Source organism: Pseudomonas putida, assembly GCA_041879295.1.
GTDB classification, from domain to species: Bacteria; Pseudomonadota; Gammaproteobacteria; order Pseudomonadales; family Pseudomonadaceae; genus Aquipseudomonas; species Aquipseudomonas putida_Y.
In genome coordinates this window covers 4,238,514-4,258,490 of the sequence record CP047152.1, presented here as the reverse complement: position 1 = coordinate 4,258,490, position 19,977 = coordinate 4,238,514, and the positions used below count along the sequence as shown (strand labels likewise).

The window sequence follows — 19,977 nt, the reverse complement described above, 5'->3', positions numbered from 1 at the left end:
ATACCTCAAATGATGAAAGCTGTTTTTCAGCGGTTTTTTTTGCGATCGAGCCATGCCTGGAACATCAGGACGGGCCATAGTTGCTGCTGATAGTTGCCCTGCCCGCGAAGATGCTTTTCCCAAACAGCGCGGATCGGGCCTGGTGCAAAGTACCCTTCGCTTGCCAGCCTCTGTGGGGCCAGCAATGACTCGGCCCAGTCGCGTAGAGGGCCGCGCAACCACTCGTGGAGCGGAATGCCGAAGCCCATTTTGGGGCGCTCGATGAGCTCCCTGGGCACATAGCGATAGAGTAGCTCGCGCAATATCCACTTGGTGCTGCCGTTGCGGATTTTCAGCGACATCGGCAAGGTTGCAGCAAACTCCACAATGCGGTGGTCCAGGAAAGGTACGCGGGTCTCCAGGCTTACGGACATGGCGGCGCGGTCGACCTTGGCCAGGATATCGTCTGGCAGGTAGGTCAGAGTGTCCTGGCGCATCATCCAGCTGGCGAAATCGCTACTGTCGACACTCGCAATGCCAGGCAGGCGGGCACCAATCACCACGTCCTCTGCGTTTTGCCATTGCGACACTACATGGTCGTACATCTGGCTGGGCGAACCGTGGCGCATGACTCCGGCCAGCTTGTGCAGTTTCTCGCCAGGCAGGCGCACACGCAGGGCCGCTGGCGTGATCGGGCTCAATCCCTTGGCGATGGCATCCCAGCGATTCGGTGGGGCGGCCTCGATCATTCGGGCGGCCAGCTTGCGCGCCGGGCCTGGCATACCGCCCAGCTTGCGCCACACCTTGGGCAGGTACTGGTAGCGGTTGTAGCCACCAAACAGCTCGTCCCCGGCATCGCCGGACAGGCTTACTGTTACATGGCTGCGGGCCATTCGTGACACCAGGTAGGTGGGGATCTGCGACGAATCGGCAAACGGCTCGCCGTAGATTTCAGGCAGTCGTGGTACGACATCCAGTGCATCAGCGCCTGACACATACAGTTCGGTATGTTCGGTACCCAGGTGGCGAGCAACTGCCTTGGCGTGCTCGGCTTCGTTGTAGCCGGGGTTGTCGAAGCCGATGGTGAAGGTCTTGACCTTCTGCGTCGACAGCGATTGCATCAAGCTTACGATCAGCGTCGAGTCGATGCCACCGGAGAGGAAGGCGCCCAAGGGGACGTCCGCCACCATCTGGTCACTGATGGTGTTGCTCAGCCGCGAGTGCAACTGATCGATGGCCTCGTCATCGGTGTACGACGCCCCCGGCCCGGTGAGTGCTGCAGGCACCTGCCAGTAGGCTTGCGGAGTGCCAATCACACGGCTGTCCAGTGCCGTGCGATCAAGCTCCAGCCAAGTGCCCGGTGGCAGCTTGTGAATGCCTTGGTAGATCGAGTGTGGCGCCGGTACATAGGCGTACTTGAGCAGCAGTGCCAGGCTGTCGCGTGAAACCTCGGCGTTGAAGCCGGGGTAAGCCTCGAGCGCCTGCAGTTCCGATGCGAACAGCAGTGCGCTGCCCTGGTAGCCGAAGTACAGCGGCTTCTCGCCAATGCGATCGCGTGCAAGGGTCAGTGTCTCGCGGCTGCGGTCCCACACTGCCAAGGCAAACATGCCGACCAGTTTGTACAGGGTTTCCTGGATACCCCAGTGCTCGAAGGCCGCGAGCATGACCTCGGTGTCCGAATGGCCGCGCCATGCCAGCGCGGCCGGCGCGGCTGCTTCAAGCGTCTTGCGCAGGGCCTGGAAGTTGTAGATCTCGCCATTGAACGCAATGACATACCGGCCAGTGGCCGATGCCATGGGCTGGTGGCCTGCGGAGCTGAGGTCGACGATCGCCAGCCGGCGGTGGCCGAGAAATACCCCGGCGCCATTGTTCCAGGCACCGGCATCGTCCGGGCCGCGGTGGACAATAGCGTCAGTCATGCGGGTCAGGGCGGTTGGTCCGTCATACCTGCCTTGGCTGTTGGGGTGCCAAAAACCTGCAATACCACACATAGCACGATCTCTTGGTAATCAGATGGATTGAGGCTTGTCACGCATGGTGGTGAAGATGCCATGTTTGACCGCAAGGGCACAGATGATCATATACAGGCTGAATACCGGCTGCCGGAGCATGAAGTGGGCACCGGAGAAGAGCATCAGTACCACCAGGACCGCCAGCGAATAGGGATCCCGGGCCTGATACGCCGTGAACAGCAGCCAGAGGTACAAGGCAGCGAACATTAGCACGCCTGCGATGCCTACCTGCGTCAGCATGTCAAAGCCAAGGTTATGAGCCTCTTGTTTTTCTGTCGGGTCATCAAGGTAGGAAAATGCACCAGGACCATGCCCGATTAGGGGGGACTGCAACCAGGCTTCATAGGCATGGATCCACAGGGTCTTGCGTACACCGCTCTTGTTCTGGTCAAAACCGACACCAATCACCGAGTCGGACTTACCAGGTACATATGTTCTTTTCCCGAGTTCCGGCGGTGGCTCACCCAGCATCGAAGCCACAACACCGACAATGGCCGCCTCCGCCTTGACCAACTGCTCGCGGCCTGGGCCATCGATCACGACCTTGAATGTACCAAATGCCAGGACAAATGCGGCGAGGGCAGTGGCGAACAGCTTCCAGTTAAACGGCCTTGTCCAGGCTGCTGCCACGCCCGTCAGTAGTGGCAAACCTACGCACCAAGCCAGCAGCAGCGCATCACTGCGCACGCAAATGCCGAGGAAGAAGAATGCCCAAAGCAGCATGAAGTTTCGCAGCCAGCGGCCACCATGCCAGCTTGCGTCTCGGTACACCGCCAGTAGCCAGAACGGTATTGGCAGCAACAATAGGGCCAGCTGGTTGGGGTTGGTCGACCAAGCAGAAAGCCGCGACGGGAAATCGGTATTTATCCCGAATGCTTCAGCCATCCGGGTAGCGTCTGTCAGGAAACACAGGAACGGGATAATGAGCATGATGCCCGGGATGATCGTCAATGCCTTGATGAAAGCGTCGAACTGCTGCTTGGTGGCCTGTTCGATGCATGCCAGTGCCATGAGGGAGAAACTGGCCGAATAGAGGTAAGCTGCGGCGGTATGGGTGGCGCTGGCACCCTTGACCGTGCCGAACAGCATGGCCAGCCCGGCGATTGTGATGAATCCCATCCAGAACAGCATAACGGGGTGCTTCAGGTAGCTCAGAGCCTGCCTGTAACGCAGGGCCCAGAAAAACACCAGCATAATGGCTATTTCGCCGATGCCGATCGGCAGGTTGCCAAAGCGCAGCGCCGTAGCCACCGATGCAAAGATGATCAGCGCGGCGCCGACCGAGACGTAGTTCAGCTTACTCATTTCACCTTACCTGAAGCCCGCAATCGCTTCGCATGGATGGCGAGGCAGCTTGTTGATACGGCTAGCAAAAGCAGTAGGAACACTGCCCCTGGCGTGCCGTGAATTGACGATGCCGCGAATACGCCGATGCCGACGCCTAGCCACGGTAACAAGCCCATCAGGGATTTGCTCCACGGCGAGGCCAGCAGGGCCCCGTTTCGCAGGTCGACGACTGCCACTGCAAGCAGCTGAGCCGCTAGCCAGGCCCAGCCGATCTCGCGAGTGCCACTACCCTGAAACGCGTACAGGATGATTGCGCCGGTTGCCAGCGACAGCAGGTTGATCAACAGGGCAGTATTGGCATCTTTTTGGGCCTGAAGAAACTCATAACCCAGGCGAACATGGCCGGACATGCAAATACCGGCCAGCAGCCCTGCTGCGAACGGTGCAGCTGCCTGCAACGGCGGGAACCAGCTAGCCAGTATTGGATACACCGCCAGCCCCGTTATTGTCAGGGTGGCATAAACCAAGGCACTGCCAAGGTTTATCCTTGGAAGCATACCCTGCAGCCATGTGCGCTTTTGCTCATCGGCCAGCCATTGGCAGATCTTGGGGTACACCAGCACCGGATAAAGGGTGGCGACGAACCATATCTTGTTGAGTACATCGTAGACGGATCTGTACTTACCCAGCGTTTCTGCGCCGTAGGCGTGGCTGATGTAGATCGAGATGAACTCGGTGGCCAGTACCTGCAGGAGCGCAACGCCCACTATAGGGGCGGACTGGCGCAACAGTGCGCCTACGAACGGCCAGGCAACATGGTCGCTGGGCTCGGTCGGCTGGTTGCGCCAGAACAGCCAGAGAATCAGGTAGTCGGGTATCTTGCGCAGCACAATAGCTGCTAGCACCCACTCGATTTGCTGGGTGCTGGCGGCGACGATGGCCACGGTGAAGAAGCGACTCAACTGTATGCACAGTTGGTATTGGGCATAGGCGAAGTGCCTGCCCCGCAGCACGTTGAGCATTTGGAAATACTGGCCAGGCAGCGCCATTACATACTCGATCAGCGCTGCTGCACCAATCCAGTAGGCTAGGTCCAGTTGTTCAGTGCGTAGAGGGAACAACAGCGAGACGCCCTGGGCGACCAGGGGGGTGACCAGCAGCAGCAGCAGGCCCGTAGCCAGGTAGGTAGCTCGCGACGAGCTTATGAGTTGGGCGCGTTGTTGATTATTTGCCGAGAATGCACTGCTGACGACTGACTTGGACAGGGCCGAGTCCAGAAACAGCAGGGTGCTGGAGAGAATGATGTAGACAGAATAGAAACCGTAACCATCAAAGCCGATAAAGAATACAACAATCGGGATGATCAGAATATTGAGTAGAAAATTCAGGCCATTGGCTGAATAAAGTGCCAGGGATTTCTTCAACCAACTATTCAACATGATCTCCCTGTGCCGAATTCAATTGTCATCGGCATATCCGTTCGCCTACGCGTGTGGTCGGGCTCGTAAAGCCTGTTTTTGTTATGGCGCGGCGTAAGTAGTCCCAGCGCGACCCCTCCAGCTGCAAGACACGATAGTGTGGGAGGCCGCTAATGATACTGAATGAGACGACTGTGACAAGGGGCATGAACAGAGGAGGGCGAGGTTAGCGTGGCAATGCGGGGGAGGTATTTTATTGAGTAGTTGAGCGGAGTTCTTGTAGGATTTTTCGGTATTGTATGTGCGTAATCTGAAGTCCCTTGCTGGAGTCAAGCGCGGCGTGGCAAGGAGTCGTTGGTCAGCGCACCGACAGGCTGGGACGGCTCCGGTCGATAGCAGCAATCCACCCGGTAGCAGTCGAATGTCACGTTGCCATCGTCTTCGCTCTCGAATCATCCGCCAACAGTCTAGAATCCTGAAAGTGGAAGAGCAGACCCTGACAACGGAAGCAGACAAACATGACCATTCTGGTAACCGGCGGTGCAGGTTTTATCGGGGCGAACTTCGTTTTGGACTGGCTGGCCGGCGATGACGAACCCGTGGTCAACCTGGACAAACTCACCTATGCAGGCAACCTGCAGACCCTGAGCAGTCTGCAGGGCGACAAGCGCCATATCTTCGTGCACGGCGACATTGCCGATAGCCGGCTGGTCGCGGAATTACTGAATGCCCATCAGCCCCGCGCCATCATCAACTTTGCCGCCGAGTCTCATGTCGACCGCTCGATCCATGGCCCGCAAGCCTTCATCGAAACCAACGTCGTCGGCACGTTCCACCTGCTGGAAGCCGTGCGTGCATACTGGGGTGGCCTGAATGAGTCGGCGCGGCAGGCATTCCGCTTCCTGCATGTATCTACCGACGAAGTGTATGGCTCGCTGGCTGCCGACGAACCGGCTTTCACTGAAAGCCACCAGTACCAGCCCAACAGCCCGTACTCGGCCAGCAAGGCTGCCAGCGACCACTTGGTCCGTTCGTACTTCCACACCTACGGCCTGCCGGTGCTGACCACCAATTGCTCCAACAATTACGGCCCGTATCACTTCCCGGAAAAGCTCATCCCGCTGATGATCGTCAACGCCCTGGCCGGCAAGCCGCTGCCGGTGTATGGCGACGGTCAGCAGATTCGCGACTGGTTGTACGTAAAGGACCACTGCAGTGCCATCCGCCGTGTACTGGAGGCCGGCAAAGCCGGTGAGGTTTACAACGTCGGCGGCTGGAATGAAAAGCCCAACCTGGAAATCGTCAACCGCGTATGCGCGCTGCTGGACGAACTGCGCCCTCGCACCGACGGCAAGCCCTACGCCGAACAGATCACCTACGTAAGCGACCGTCCCGGCCACGACCGCCGTTATGCCATCGATGCCCGCAAGCTGGAGCAGGAGCTTGGCTGGAAGCCTGCGGAAACGTTCGAAACCGGCATCCGCAAAACGGTGGCCTGGTACCTCGACAACCAGGACTGGGTGCAGAACGTGCAGTCTGGCAGCTACCGCGACTGGGTAGAAAAAAACTACGCAGGGCGTTCTGCATGAAGGTGCTGCTGCTGGGCAAGGACGGTCAGGTAGGCTGGGAACTGCAACGCAGCCTGGCCCCTCTGGGGCAGTTGCTGGCGCTGAACGCTCGCAGCCAGGCGTACTGTGGCGACCTGGCCAACCTGCCAGGCCTGGCCGAAACTGTCCGTGTCTACGCGCCCGATGTCATCGTCAATGCGGCAGCTTACACTGCCGTGGACAAGGCCGAGAGTGACCGTGAGCAAGCCTTCAAGGTAAACGCCGACGCCGTCGGCGTGCTGGCCCGCGCTGCCGCTGACAGTGGCGCACTGCTGGTGCATTACTCCACCGACTATGTGTTTCCGGGGCAGGGCACCCAGCCCTGGCGCGAAGACGACGCCGTTGACCCACTGAATACTTATGGCGCCAGCAAGCTGGCTGGCGAGCAAGCCATCCAGGCTGCCGGTTGCCAGCACCTGATTTTTCGCACCTGTTGGGTGTATGCCGCACGCGGCAACAACTTCGCCAAAACCATGCTGCGCCTGGCTGCGGAGCGTGAAAGCCTGGGCGTGATCGATGACCAGCATGGTGCCCCGACAGGCGCCGAACTGATTGCCGACATCACCGCCCACGCCATTGTCGCCACCCGCCGCAACCCATCCCTGGCTGGCCTGTACCATCTGGCCGCTGAGGGTGAAACCACCTGGTGCGGCTATGCCCGTTATGTACTTGAGCAAGCGGCGGTCCACGGTATGCCGCTGAAAGCTCATGCCGAAAACGTCACCCCATTGACCACAGAGGCCTACCCGACGCCGGCCACGCGGCCGGCCAACTCGCGTCTAGATACCCATAAACTGCAGAAGGCCTTTGCCCTGACCCTGCCAGACTGGCGCCTGGGTGTGGCTCGCATACTGACGGAAATCCACGAGAAAGGACCACTATGAAGCGTAAAGGCATCATTCTGGCAGGTGGGTCGGGTACCCGCCTGCACCCGGCGACCCTGGCAATTTCCAAGCAACTGCTGCCGGTGTACGACAAACCGATGATCTACTACCCGCTCAGTACGCTGCTGCTGGCCGGCATTCGTGACATCCTGATCATATCCACGCCCCAGGACACTCCGCGTTTCGAGCAACTGCTGGGTGATGGCAGTCGTTGGGGCATCAACCTCTCGTATGCCGTGCAGCCTAGCCCGGACGGCTTGGCCCAGGCGTTCACGATCGGGGCAGACTTCATTGGCAACGCCGCGTCTGCCTTGGTGCTGGGTGACAACATTTTCTATGGTCACGACTTCCAGGCGCTGCTACAGAGTGCTGATCAGCGGCAGACGGGCGCGTCCGTCTTTGCCTATCACGTCCAGGACCCGGAACGTTACGGGGTCGCGGAGTTCGACGGCAGCGGGCGTGTGTTGTCGATTGAAGAAAAGCCGAAAACGCCGAAGTCCAACTATGCAATCACTGGTCTTTATTTCTACGACAACCAGGTTGTCGACTTGGCCAGGCAGCTGAAACCGTCGGCACGCGGCGAACTGGAAATCACCGACCTCAATAACTTGTACCTGCAGCAGCAGCAACTGCAGGTCGAGATCATGGGGCGTGGTTATGCGTGGCTGGATACCGGTACCCACGACAGCTTGCTGGATGCCAGCCAGTACATTGCCACCATGGAGCGGCGCCAGGGCCTCAAGGTGGCTTGCCCTGAAGAGATTTGCTACCGCGCGGGCTGGATCGATGCTGAGCAACTTGAGCGCCTTGCCCAGCCGCTGCTGAAGAACGGTTACGGCCAGTACTTGAAGAACTTGCTTGAAGTAAAGGCATTTTGATGTGCGCTATTCCATGAGCCTTTCCAGATGTCTTACTGGTTACCCCAAAGGCTTTCGGTGATGAGCGTGGTTTTTTCTACGAGGGTTTACTGGGCCCAGCGTGAAGGTTGCATTGCCAGGGAGGGTCCACAGATTGCCATCGAATGGCCGATAGCCTTTGAACCCGCGCTGTCTGCCAAGGGCCAGCTCGGCAGGGGGCCGTGTTGGGTTGAAGGTGCCTGGGGGGCTTGAGAGGTTTGGGGCCTGTGAGATCGAGCGCCGCCCGCGCGGCGCATCGCGAGCTGCGCTCGCTCCTACGTTTGTTTCGGGCCAATCATTCCTGTGCCATTTGCGCGCGAACGCCTTGGCGCTTGGCGCGATATTGCGTCGTACAAACAAAACGGTCGCGCGCGCCTGCCACAGGCGTTACTGGCCAGAAACAAACGTAGGAGCGAGCGCAGCTCGCGATGCGCCGCGCGGGCGGCGCTCGATCTCACAAACGACAAACATCTCAAGGCATGCGCCTGTCAGCCCAACCCCAATCTCGACCCAAGCGCCTCCACAATACGCCCACACGCCTTCCCGTCCCCATACGGATTATGCGCCACACTCATCTCCCGATAAGCCCCCTCATCCGTCAGCAACCTGGCCAGTTCCCCGGTAATGGACCCAACTTCCGTGCCCACCAGTTTCACCGTCCCCGCCGCCACCGCCTCCGGCCGCTCCGTGGTATCACGCATCACCAGCACCGGTTTGCCCAGCGCCGGCGCTTCCTCCTGAATGCCCCCCGAGTCGGTCAAAATGACATACGCACGGGTCATCAGGTAAACGAACGGCAGGTAATCCAGCGGTTCGATCAGGTAGATATTCCCCACATCCGCCAGCAGCCGGTTGACCGGCTCTCGCACGTTAGGGTTGAGATGCACCGGGTACACCACATCCACCTCGGGGAACTAGCGCGCCGTCTGCACCAAAGCCTGGCAGATGCGTTCGAAGCCACCGCCAAAGTTCTCGCGCCGGTGGCCTGTTACTAGCACCATGCGCCGATGGGCAGCCAGGTAATCGAACTGGCGTTCGAACTGGGCTCTCAGCACCGGGCTCTCCAGTTTGTGCACCACGTCCAGCAGAGCGTCGATCACGGTGTTGCCGGTGGTGAAAATGCTCGCTGGGTCAATGCCTTCCCTTAGCAGGTTGTCACGCGAGGTGGCTGTGGGGGCGAAGTGCAGGGCGGCCAGGGTGCCGGTCAGGCGCCGGTTGCCTTCCTCTGGCCAGGGTGAATACAGGTTGTTGGTGCGCAGGCCGGCTTCTACGTGGGCGATGGGAATTTGCTGGTAATAGGCCGCCAGGCTGGTGGCAAAGGTGGTCGCAGTGTCGCCATGCACCAGCACCACATCAGGCTTGAATTCGGCCAGTATCGGCTGGATGCCTTGCAAAATTCCTGTGGTCACGCCGGTCAGGTCTTGGCCGGGCTTCATGATGTTCAAGTCGTAATCGGGGGTGATACCGAACAGCTCCAGTACCTGGTCGAGCATTTGCCGGTGCTGGCCGGTGACGCAAACACGGGGCTCGAAGCGGGTGTCCTGTGCGAGTTTCAGGGCAAGCGGGGCCATCTTGATGGCTTCTGGACGGGTGCCGAATACAGTGAGGGTCTTGAGGGGCACGGCGGTGATCCTCTTGCTGGGCGGGGCGGTACGGGTGGGCCTAAGGGGCCGGATGGCCGTGCGAAGGCTGGCCTGATGGACGGGCTGGGTGCGCGGGCAAGCGGCGGGTGGATGAGGGCGTGCAGCTTGGGTCCTTCAAGCAAACGGCTGTCCATTGCTCAAAAATCTAGCAGTTGGTTCATGTGATGCCAGTTGGCAGGTGATCTTCGCCTGGCTGGAGAGTGCGGTTGTTCGTAGTCTGGCTTCGTTCGCCGGGGGTTGTAGGAAAGTGTGCGGGTCTTGCGGTGAATGCGGCATCGGACAAACGGGTATTCGGCTACAGGCCATGATGCAGGGCGCCAAATGCGCTCCGGCCGGGTGGCGGAGGGGGAAGGCCATTGTTTTTGGGTGGGCGAAGTTGGCTGGGTGGCTGATCGATTTGGTAACCATTCGCCGATGATGGCGGCTGTTTCGGTGTGGGGTTTGCCGCTAGGGTTGATTACGCAGCCGAAGGAAAACGGCTGCTGGAAAATGACCAACACTAGGAGTGTTCACCATGCGTAACAACGTTCTGTCGTACTTGCTGCTGCCGCTGTTCGCCAGCCTGTCCTTTTCCCTCAGCGCTGCTCCGGCCAGCGCCCCGGCGATGCCCGAGCCAGTGCCGGTGGTGAGCCAGCAGCAGGCCCAGCAGCCGCAGCGGCTGGACCTGAACAAGGCTGATGCGGTCACCTTGCAGAAGGAGCTGAACGGGATAGGCAAGGCCAAGGCTGAAGCCATCGTGGCCTATAGGGAGGCCAATGGGCCGTTTGCTTCGGTGGATGAACTGCTGGAGATCAAGGGCATTGGCAATGCGTTGCTGGAGCGTAACCGGGACAAGGTGATGGTGGAGTAAGTGCGGGAGTAGGGCGAGCCTGTGGTTTGGGGTTGCCCTTCGGAACCGGGGCTGCAAAGCAGCCCTGTTTTTTGTCTGAAATGAGGCGGCTCAACACGAAAGGGGGCATGGGTGACCGGCGATGGGGTCGCCGGGAGATGGAGTTAAGGCTATCAGGTGTCCGTCTTGAGGTTTGAGGTGATGCGTATATCGAGCGCCGCCCGCGCGGCGCATCGCGAGCTGCGCTCGCTCCTACGTTTGTTTCGGGCCAATCATTCCTGTGCCATTTGCGCGCGAACGCCTTGGCGCATGGCGCAATATCACGTTGTACAAACAAGGCGGTCGCGCGCGCCTGTCACAGGCGTTACTGGCCTGAAACAAACGTAGGAGCGAGCGCAGCTCGCGATGCGCCGCGCGGGCGGCGCTCGATCTCACCGGCACCACATAACCCACGCCAAGCAAAATGAGGCTTTCAACCCCTTCTTAACCCCTAACGGTCCTGTGCATCCTTGGCATCCGCTTCGGCATTGCGCTCATGCACCTTGCGCAGTTGCTCTTCGGTCAGTGGCAGTTTTTTTGCCGTGTCGCGCAGCATCATCAAACCTCCGACGATGGAGCCGAGGGCTATGATGAGGATCAGCCAGGCATACCAGGGCATTGTCGTTCTCCTTTACAGAGTGATGTGCAGCGCTTGTACGATTTTTGAGCAATTGCACTTTCCAATAGTTCAATTATAGGAGCCAGCCCATGCTGGGCCAATTCCGTGACCTGCGGGCCCCAAAGCCTGCGTCACTTCGTTTACAATGCGCGCCGTTTTCGACTTGCAAAGAGACCCTGCCATGTCCGCCTGCCAGACGCCCCTGATCGTCGCCCTGGATTTCCCTACCCGTGAGGCCGCTCTGAAGCTGGCTGACCAGCTTGACCCTGCGCTGTGCCGGGTAAAGGTTGGCAAGGAGCTGTTCACCAGCAGCGCTTCGGGTATTGTCGAAACCCTGTGCGACAAGGGTTTCGAAGTGTTCCTGGACCTCAAGTTCCACGACATCCCCAACACCACCGCCATGGCAGTGAAGGCTGCAGCCGAGATGGGTGTGTGGATGGTCAACGTGCATTGCTCCGGCGGCCTGCGCATGATGGCGGCCTGCCGTGAAGAGTTGGCCAAGCGCAGCGGCCCGCAGCCATTGCTGATTGGCGTGACTGTGCTGACCAGCATGGAGCGTGAAGACCTGGCTGGTATCGGCCTGGATGTCGACCCGCAAGAGCAGGTGCTGCGCCTGGCCGCGCTGGCCGAGAAGGCTGGCATGGACGGTTTGGTGTGTTCGGCGCTGGAGGCCCCGGCACTGAAGGCGGCGCACCCGTCGTTGCAACTGGTGACCCCGGGCATTCGCCCTGCGGGCAGCGCGCAGGATGACCAGCGCCGTATCCTCACCCCGCGCCAGGCACTGGATGCCGGTTCGGACTACCTGGTAATCGGCCGCCCGATCAGCCAGGCTGCCAACCCGGCGCAAGCGCTAGCTGCGGTAGTCGCTGAAATTCGCGGCTGAACCTGACCAATGAAAAGGGCTGCGTATGCAGCCCTTTTTCATTTTTGTGTTCCGTTAGCCCTGAGCTGTCGACCAGTCGATCCAGCCGAACTGCCAGGTAGCCAGAATCAATAAACCGAAGGCGATGCGATACCAGGCGAACGTCGCGTAGCTGTGGTTGGCGATGAACTTGAGCAGCGCACGCACGGCGATCATGGCGAAGATGAACGAGGTCACGAAGCCGATAGCGAACACCGGCAGGTCGCCGGGTTGGAACAGGTCACGGTACTTGTAACCCGAATACACGGCTGCGCCGACCATGGTCGGCATCGCCAGGAAGAACGAGAACTCGGTGGCCGCTTTGCGCGACAGGCCGAACAGCAGGCCGCCGATGATGGTGGACCCGGAACGCGATGTGCCTGGGATCATCGCCAGGCACTGGATGAAGCCGATCTTGAGGGCGTGGCTCCAGCGCATTTCGTCCACGTGGTCCACCTCTACGCGGTGCTCGCGACGCTCGGCCCAGAGCATGATCACCCCGCCCACAACCAACGCCGCTGCCACGGTAATCGGGTTGAACAGGTAATGGTGGATCAGGTCGGCGAACAGCACGCCCAGCACTACTGCCGGCAGGAACGCCAGCAGCAGATTGCCGGTGAAACGCCGTGCCGTGGGCTGGCTGGTCAGGCCGAACACCACTTCCAGGATCTTGCCGCGAAATTCCCACACTACCGCCAGGATCGCCGCCAGCTGGATGATGATGTTGAACGCTATCGCGCGTTCACCGCCAAAATCGATCAAATCGGCAACGATGATCTGGTGCCCGGTACTGGAAACTGGCAGAAACTCCGTGAGCCCTTCAACCACTCCCAGGATGATTGCCTGGAAGGCAGTCCATAAGTCCATTAATCCCCCGTTAGGGGCCGTGCGGCTTGCAAGGCCCATGCTCTTGATTTTTCTATGATTGTCGGTTCAGACAGCGAAGATTTTGGTGCGGGCCGGATGCTACCAGAGCAACGGTTCGATGTGTGCGCCGGGACATCGGATCAAGGCTACCAGGTGCCGCCTTGGGTTTTGAGGTGGTGCGTAAATTGAGCGCCGCCTGTATGGCGGTAGAGGTGCGTCGCCTGTGAGATCGAGCGCCGCCCGCGCGGCGCATCGCGAGCTGCGCTCGCTCCTACGTTTGTTTCGGGCCAGTTATTCCTGGGGGATTTGCGCGCGAACGCTTTGGCGCTTGGCGCGATATTGCGTCGTACAAACAAAACGGTCGCGCGCGTCTGCCACAGGCGTTATTGGCCAGAAACAAACGTAGGAGCGAGCGTAGCTCGCGATGCGCCGCGCGGGCGGCGCTCGATTTCTGCAACACCATAAAACCCAAGGCAAACACACCCGGCCATTGCGCAACGTCATGCCAGGCGGTGTGACCTTGAGGGTATGGCGGTAGAGGTGCGTCGCCTGTGAGATCGAGCGCCGCCTGTATGGCGGTAGAGGTGCGTCGCCTATGAGATCGAGCGCCGCCTGTATGGCGGTAGAGGTGCGTCGCCTATGAGATCGAGCGCCGCCCGCGCGGCGCATCGCGAGCTGCGCTCGCTCCTACGTTTGTTTCGGGCCAATCATTCCTGTGGGATTTGCGCGCGAACGCTTTGGCGCTTGGCGCGATATTGCGTCGTACAAACAAAACGGTCGCGCGCGCCTGTCACAGGCGTTACTGGCCAGAAACAAACGTAGGAGCGAGCGTAGCTCGCGATGCGCCGCGCGGGCGGCGCTCGATCTCCCAGGCGACGCACCTCTACCGCCATACAGACGGCGCTCGATCTCCCAGGCGACGCACCTCTACCGCCATACAGGCGGCGCTCGATCTCCCAGGCGCTAAACCTCACAAGGCATGCACCCTAAACCCACCCCCCAATCAAACCTTCAACACCAACTTCCCAAAATTCTCCCCGCTAAACAGCTTCAGCAAGGTCTCAGGGAACGTCTCCAGCCCCTCCACCACATCTTCCTTGCTCTTCACCTGACCACTGGCCAGCCAGCCGGCAATCTCCAGCGCAGCCTTGCCATAGTCCTTGGTGTAATCCATCACCACAAAACCTTCCATGCGCGCGCGGTTCACCAGCAGCGACAGGTAGTTGGCCGGGCCTTTCACCGCTTCCTTATTGTTGTACTGACTGATCGCGCCGCAAATCACAATGCGTGCCTTGAAGTTGATGCGCGTCAGCACGGCATCGAGGATGTCACCGCCCACGTTGTCGAAGTACACGTCCACGCCCTTGGGGCATTCTCGCTTCAGGCCGGCCAGCACGTCTTCGGCCTTGTAGTCGATCACGCCGTCAAAGCCCAGCTCGTCCTTCAGGTACTGGCACTTCTCGGCACCGCCGGCAATACCGACCACGCGGCAACCTTTGATCTTGGCAATCTGCCCGACAATGCTGCCCACCGCACCGGCCGCGCCGGAAATGACCACGGTGTCGCCAGCTTTGGGTTGGCCGACCTCCAGCAGGGCGAAGTAGGCGGTCATGCCGGTCATGCCCAAGGCTGACAGGTAACGGGGCAGGGGGGCCAGCTTGGGGTCGATCTTGTGCAGGCCCTGGGGCTCGCCGGTGAAGTAGTCCTGCACGCCGAGGGCGCCGCTTACGTAATCGCCCGGCTGGTAGCCGGGGTGATTGGAGGCAACCACCTCACCGACGCCCAGCGCACGCATTACCTGGCCCAGGGCCACGGGCGGGATGTAGGACTTGCCTTCGTTCATCCAGCCGCGCATGGCCGGGTCCAGCGACAGGTACAGGTTGCGCACCAGTACCTGGCCTTCGCCGGGTTGTTCGGCCGGTACGGTCTCGAAGCTGAAGTCGTCACGGCGCACGGCGCCGACCGGGCGTTTGGCAAGCAGGAAGCGGCGGTTGGTCTGGGTCATGGCGGGTCCTTGTGGGCTGTGGAGGAAGTAAGGCGTTCAATCTACCTTGTTGATGAAGGCGGTTCCTTAAAATCACTGACAAGCATGGTAGCCCAACCGTTGGTGTGATGATGCTGCCCGGCCGAGCGGTGGCTGACTATGCTCTGAACCCCACCAATCCCTCACAGGAGCACGCGATGAGCATGACCTTTTCTGGCCAGGTAGCCCTGGTTACCGGCGCGGGTGCCGGTATCGGCCGGGCAACCGCCCTGGCGTTCGCCCACGAGGGCATGAGAGTGGTGGTGGCCGACCTCGACCCGGTTGGCGGCGAGGCCACCGTGGCGCTGATCCAGGCGGCGGGCGGCGAAGCGCTGTTCATTGCCTGCGACGTTACCCGCGACGCCGAGGTGCGCCAGTTGCATGAGCGCCTGATTGCCGCGTACGGCCGGCTGGACTACGCCTTCAACAACGCCGGGATCGAGATCGAGCACCACCGCCTGGCCGAAGGCAGCGAAGCTGAGTTCGATGCCATCATGGGTGTGAACGTGAAGGGCGTGTGGTTGTGCATGAAGTATCAGTTGCCCTTGTTGCTGGCCCAAGGCGGTGGGGCCATCGTCAATACCGCGTCGGTGGCGGGGCTTGGGGCGGCGCCGAAGATGAGCATCTACAGCGCCAGCAAGCATGCGGTAATCGGCCTGACCAAGTCGGCGGCCATCGAGTACGCCAAGAAGGGCATCCGCGTGAACGCCGTGTGCCCGGCCGTGATCGACACCGACATGTTCCGCCGCGCCTACGAGGCCGACCCACGCAAGGCCGAGTTCGCTGCAGCCATGCACCCGGTGGGCCGCATTGGCAAGGTCGAGGAAATTGCCAGTGCCGTGCTGTACCTGTGCAGCGACGGTGCGGCGTTTACCACCGGGCATTGCCTGACGGTGGATGGTGGGGCGACGGCAATCTGAGGCGAAACACGCCGCCGGCTTCGCGGGTATACCCACCCCGGACGCAGGCGGCACTGTCGCCTATGGGCAGGATTCCCCCGCTCAGGCCTTCCTCCGATACGCAGGGCGACCTCGGCCAGCCTGATAGCGACACGTTCATAGCTATTTGACACTATTCTGGCGCCACCCTCTTGTTCATTGGCAGGCAACGTTGCCACCCTTAGCCTTCGGGATAACCTCACTGGCTGAAAGGGGATCGGCGATGGGCGCGAGCAAGCACGGTGTGCTGGCCAACCTGGGCATGGCCCGCAAACTTGGCCTGGGCTTTGCCCTGGTGCTGCTGCTGACGCTGGCGGTGGCGGCCATCGGCATCGTGGCGCTGCAAAGCGTTGGTCAGCGCTTCGACAGCTTGCGTCAGCTGGCCCAGTTCAATACCGACTTGCTGCGCTTGCGCGAGCATGAGCAGGCGTTTGCCCTGCGGTCCGACATGAAGGAGGCCGACGCTTTGCGTGTCGGCCTGCAGGGTTTGGTCGAACGCGCCCAAGGCCTGCCGGCGCTGGCGGCGGCGCAAACCGATCTCGCCGCCTATGGCCAGGCATTCGAAGCCTTTGTCGAGGCCGTGCAGGCCAAGGAGCTGGCGCTGGACATGGCCAGTTGGTCGGTGTCCAACGTGTCCAATAACCTTGATGTGCTGCAGGCCGGCCTGGCCGATGACGGCGCGTACACTCTCAAGCAGTCCCAGGGCCAGCAGGGTGGCGAGTTTCTTGAGCAAGCCGCGCAGGTGGCCCAGGTGTCGCGGCTGATGCTGCAGGCCATGGACGAAGCGCGGGTGCGTCTGGATAAAAGCCGCAAGGGCGAGGAGGATGTGAGCCAGGAGCGTATTGCCCAGACAGTGGAGGCCGCCGGCCTGGTCAGCCAGTTGCAAGGCGCGGTTGGCGATGCCGGTTACCAGAGCGTGCTGGGCGAAGTGGCTGGGCACATTGGCAGTTTCTCGGAAAAACTCAACGAATACACCGACCAGCTGGTCCGCGAGCAGGGGCTCAAGGCGCAGTTGCAGGCCAGCGCCGAGCGGGTTACCGGGCGTGTCGACCAAGCCTATCTTGGGCAGGAGCAGGCCCTGCAAGGGGAGCTGCAGCGTAATACCCTCGCCATCGGCCTGGCCACGGCGCTGGCGCTGCTTGTAGGCGTGTTGGCGGCCTGGCTGATTACCCGGGCTGTGGTCGGCCCGTTGAAGCATGTGATTGCCCGCGCCCAGCGCATCGCGGCGGGTGAGCTGGGCTTCGACGCCCAGGCGCCGCGCCGGGATGAGGTGGGGCAACTGATGCAGGCCATGCAGCAGATGGCGGCGGGGCTCTCGGGCATTGTCAGCGGCTTGCAGCAAGGCATCGAACAATTGGCCGGCAGTGCCCAGGCGTTGTCGACGGTGACCGAGCAGACCAACCGCGAGGTGGGCAGCCAGAAAGAGGAAACCGAACAGGTGGCTACCGCCATGCAGCAGATGACGGCCACCGTGCACGATGTGGCGCGCAATGCCGAAGAGGCGGCGCAGGCGGCCCAGGCAGCGGACGAGAAGGTCGACTCGGGTCAGCAGGTGGTGCGCCAGAGCATGCAGCGCATCGAGCAACTGGCGTCGGCGGCAGAAGCCGCCAGCGCCGGCATCGACAGCCTCAGTGCCGAAATCCACACCATTGGCGACGTGCTGGAAGTGATCAAGAGCGTGGCCGAGCAAACCAACCTGCTGGCGCTCAATGCCGCCATTGAGGCTGCCCGCGCTGGCGAGCAGGGGCGTGGCTTTGCCGTGGTGGCCGATGAAGTGCGTGCGCTGGCGCGGCGTACCCGGCAATCCACCGAGCAGATCGAGACCTTGGTGGCCAGCCTGCGCGGCAATGCCCAGCAGTCAGTGGCGCAGATCCGTGGGAGTACCGAGCTGGTGCGGCTGGCCGTGGCCGATGCACTGCAGACCGAAAGTGCGCTGGGCAGCATTGCCGCAGCGGTTTCATTGATTCAGCAGATGAACCAGCAGATTGCCGCAGCCGCCGAGCAGCAGAGTTCGGTGGCGGAAGAGATCAGCCGCAGTGTCACGCAGATTCGCGGCAGTGCGGACCAAGCGGCGTTGGCGATGCAGGACAATGCCCGGTCCAGTGTCGAGTTGGCGCAGTTGGGTACTGACCTGAAGGGGATGGTGGGGCATTTCAGGATTTAGGTGGCCTGGCGGGGGATGGTTGTTGGGTTTGAGGCCTGGCGGGGATGGTTGTTGGGTTTGAGGCCTGGCGGGGGATGGTTGTTGGGTTTGAGGCCTGGCGGGGATGGTTGTTGGGTTTGAGGCCTGGCGGGGGATGGTTGTTGGGATTGAGGCCTGGCGGGGATGGTTGTTGGGATTGAGGCCTGGCGGGGGATGGTTGTTGGGTTTGAGGCCTGGCGGGGGATGGTTGTTGGATTCGAGGCCTGGCGGGGGATGGTTGTTGGGTTTGAGATCGAGCGCCGCCCGCGCGGCGCATCGCGAGCTGCGCTCGCTCCTACGTTTGTTTCGGGCCAGTCATTCCTGTGGGATTTGCGCGCGTACGCCTTGGCGCATGGCTCGATATCGCGTCGTACGAGCAAGGCGGTCGCGCGCGCCTGCAACAGGTGTTACTGGCCAAAAACAAACGTAGGAGCGAGCGCAGCTCGCGATGCGCCGCGCGGGCGGCGCTCGATCTCACCATCAACACCGCTCTACCGCCATACCCTACCTCTACCATCAACACCACTCTACCGCCATACCCTACCTCTACCATCAACACCACTCTACCGCCATACCCTACCTCTACCGTCATACCCTACGCGGCCCAAGAATCATCAAGGCCAACACCCCCGCCACAATCCCCCAGAACGCCGAACCAATCGAGAACAAGGTCAGCCCCGAAGCAGTCACCATGAAGGTGATCACCGCTGCCTCCCGCTCGCGCGCTTCGCTCATGGCCACGGTCAAACCGTTCATGATCGAACCAAACAGCGCCAGTGCCGCAATCGACAGCACCAGCTCTTTCGGCAATGCCGCGAACAGTGCCGCCAAGGTGGCTCCGAACACCCCGGCAATGCCGTAGAAAATCCCGCACCACACTGCTGCGGTGTAACGTTTGTTCGGGTCTTCATGGGCATGCGGTCCGGTGCAGATCGCCGCGCTGATCGCAGCCAGGTTGACCCCATGCGAGCCGAACGGCGCCAGCACCAGCGAGGCAAAGCCGGTGGCCGAGATCAGCGGCGAGGCCGGCACCTGGTAGCCGTCGGCACGCAGGACGGCCACGCCGGGCATGTTCTGTGAGGTCATGGCCACCACGAACAGCGGAATGCCGATGCTGATGGTTGCTGCCAGCGAGAAGCTTGGCGTGGTCCACACCGGCTTGGCCACTTCCAGGTGGAAGCCGCTGAAGTCCAGCAGGCCCAGTGCACCAGACAACGCAGTGCCCACCAGCAGTGCCGCCAGCACGCAATAACGCGGCGACAGGCGCTTGACCAGCAGGTAGCTGAAGAACATGCCCAGCACCAGCAGCGTGCGATGCTGCGCAGCCACGAAGATTTCGCTGCCGATCTTGAACAGGATGCCCGCCAGCAAGGCCGAGGCCAGCGAGGCCGGGATGCGTTTGACCAGGCGCTCGAAACTGCCGGTCAGGCCGCACACCAGCACCAGCAAGGCGCAGGTAATGTAGGCACCAATGGCCTCGCCATAGCTGACCCCACCCAGGCTGGTGATCAGCAGCGCCGCGCCAGGGGTGGACCAGGCGATGGTGATCGGTGTGCGGTAGCGTAGCGACAGGCCGATGCTGCACACCGCCATGCCAATCGACAGCGCCCAGATCCATGACGAAATCTGCGCGGTGGTCAGCCCGGCCGCCTGACCGGCCTGAAACATCAGCACCAGCGAACTGGTATAACCGGTAAGCATGGCAATGAAGCCGGCGACCACCGCCGACGGGGAGGTGTCTGCCAGGGGCCGCAGGCGTGCGGAAGTGGCATCGGTCATGAACAAAATCCTTGTAAAGGTGTAAGCAGTTTTTTCAGACTACAGCGAGCAAGGTTGATCCTTGCCATACAGCG

14 protein-coding genes and 1 pseudogene are annotated in these 19,977 nt (G+C 61.1%); 7 read left to right on the top strand and 8 right to left on the bottom strand.

The window, feature by feature from the left end:
- Window positions 1-26: 26 nt before the first annotated feature.
- Genes asnB through GST84_19520 form a run of 3 tightly spaced genes read right to left on the bottom strand, consistent with a single transcriptional unit; the run spans window position 27 to window position 4,717 of the window.
- Window positions 27-1,970: an asparagine synthase (glutamine-hydrolyzing) gene (gene asnB / locus GST84_19530; GenBank protein XGB14392.1), complete on the bottom strand. Its 1,944-nt coding sequence runs from the start codon at window positions 1,968-1,970 to the stop codon at window positions 27-29.
- Between the two features lie 18 nt (window positions 1,971-1,988).
- Window positions 1,989-3,296, bottom strand: a complete 1,308-nt coding sequence (locus GST84_19525) for a hypothetical protein (protein ID XGB14391.1) — start codon at window positions 3,294-3,296, stop codon at window positions 1,989-1,991.
- A complete protein-coding gene (locus GST84_19520; GenBank protein XGB14390.1) occupies window positions 3,293-4,717 on the bottom strand; it encodes an oligosaccharide flippase family protein in 1,425 nt (474 codons plus the stop codon). The genes GST84_19525 and GST84_19520 overlap by 4 nt, the downstream gene beginning before the upstream one ends.
- 497 nt (window positions 4,718-5,214) lie before the next feature.
- Here GST84_19520 and rfbB point away from each other — a divergent pair, with 497 nt between their 5' ends.
- The 3 genes from rfbB to rfbA are packed head-to-tail and all read left to right on the top strand — an operon-like array spanning window position 5,215 to window position 8,065.
- Window positions 5,215-6,285 (top strand): dTDP-glucose 4,6-dehydratase, encoded by a 1,071-nt coding sequence (rfbB, locus tag GST84_19515; GenBank protein XGB14389.1) that lies wholly within the window; start codon window positions 5,215-5,217, stop codon window positions 6,283-6,285.
- The gene (rfbD, locus tag GST84_19510; GenBank protein ID XGB14388.1) at window positions 6,282-7,187 is read left to right on the top strand and encodes a dTDP-4-dehydrorhamnose reductase; all 906 of its coding nucleotides are present in this window, start codon (window positions 6,282-6,284) and stop codon (window positions 7,185-7,187) included. The genes rfbB and rfbD overlap by 4 nt, the downstream gene beginning before the upstream one ends.
- Window positions 7,184-8,065, top strand: coding sequence for a glucose-1-phosphate thymidylyltransferase RfbA (gene rfbA, locus GST84_19505; GenBank protein ID XGB14387.1), 882 nt, complete (start codon window positions 7,184-7,186; stop codon window positions 8,063-8,065). Before rfbD ends, rfbA begins: the two co-directional genes overlap by 4 nt.
- 506 nt (window positions 8,066-8,571) lie before the next feature.
- On the opposite strand, the pseudogene GST84_19500 reads toward rfbA, so the two are convergent.
- A pseudogene (locus tag GST84_19500) lies at window positions 8,572-9,705 on the bottom strand (UDP-N-acetylglucosamine 2-epimerase (non-hydrolyzing)).
- Between the two features lie 535 nt (window positions 9,706-10,240).
- Between GST84_19500 and GST84_19495 the strand changes: the two are divergent.
- A complete protein-coding gene (locus GST84_19495; protein ID XGB14386.1) occupies window positions 10,241-10,576 on the top strand; it encodes a competence protein ComEA in 336 nt (111 codons plus the stop codon).
- 469 nt (window positions 10,577-11,045) lie between these two features.
- Here the strand turns inward: GST84_19495 and GST84_19490 are convergent, their stop codons facing one another.
- Window positions 11,046-11,213, bottom strand: coding sequence for a DUF2897 family protein (locus GST84_19490; GenBank protein XGB14385.1), 168 nt, complete (start codon window positions 11,211-11,213; stop codon window positions 11,046-11,048).
- 181 nt (window positions 11,214-11,394) lie between these two features.
- On the opposite strand from GST84_19490, the gene pyrF reads away from it, so the two are divergent.
- The gene (gene pyrF / locus GST84_19485; protein ID XGB14384.1) at window positions 11,395-12,096 is read left to right on the top strand and encodes an orotidine-5'-phosphate decarboxylase; all 702 of its coding nucleotides are present in this window, start codon (window positions 11,395-11,397) and stop codon (window positions 12,094-12,096) included.
- 54 nt (window positions 12,097-12,150) lie between these two features.
- Here the strand turns inward: pyrF and GST84_19480 are convergent, their stop codons facing one another.
- Both GST84_19480 and GST84_19475 read right to left on the bottom strand, forming a co-directional pair.
- Complete coding sequence (locus GST84_19480) at window positions 12,151-12,981, bottom strand: undecaprenyl-diphosphate phosphatase (protein XGB14383.1); 831 nt, start codon at window positions 12,979-12,981, stop codon at window positions 12,151-12,153.
- A gap of 1,003 nt (window positions 12,982-13,984) precedes the next feature.
- Window positions 13,985-14,986, bottom strand: coding sequence for a zinc-binding dehydrogenase (locus GST84_19475; protein XGB14382.1), 1,002 nt, complete (start codon window positions 14,984-14,986; stop codon window positions 13,985-13,987).
- Window positions 14,987-15,162: 176 nt separating this feature from the next.
- Here GST84_19475 and GST84_19470 point away from each other — a divergent pair, with 176 nt between their 5' ends.
- Both GST84_19470 and GST84_19465 read left to right on the top strand, forming a co-directional pair.
- Window positions 15,163-15,924 carry an SDR family oxidoreductase gene (locus GST84_19470; GenBank protein XGB14381.1) on the top strand — a complete coding sequence of 254 codons (762 nt, stop codon included), beginning with the start codon at window positions 15,163-15,165 and terminating at the stop codon, window positions 15,922-15,924.
- Window positions 15,925-16,165: 241 nt separating this feature from the next.
- On the top strand, window positions 16,166-18,106 hold the full coding sequence (locus GST84_19465; protein ID XGB14380.1) for a HAMP domain-containing protein: 1,941 nt from the start codon (window positions 16,166-16,168) through the stop codon (window positions 18,104-18,106).
- Between the two features lie 606 nt (window positions 18,107-18,712).
- Here the strand turns inward: GST84_19465 and benE are convergent.
- Entirely contained in the window at window positions 18,713-19,903 is a 1,191-nt protein-coding gene (gene benE, locus GST84_19460; protein ID XGB14379.1) for a benzoate/H(+) symporter BenE family transporter, read from the bottom strand.
- Between the last annotated feature and the right edge of the window lie 74 nt (window positions 19,904-19,977).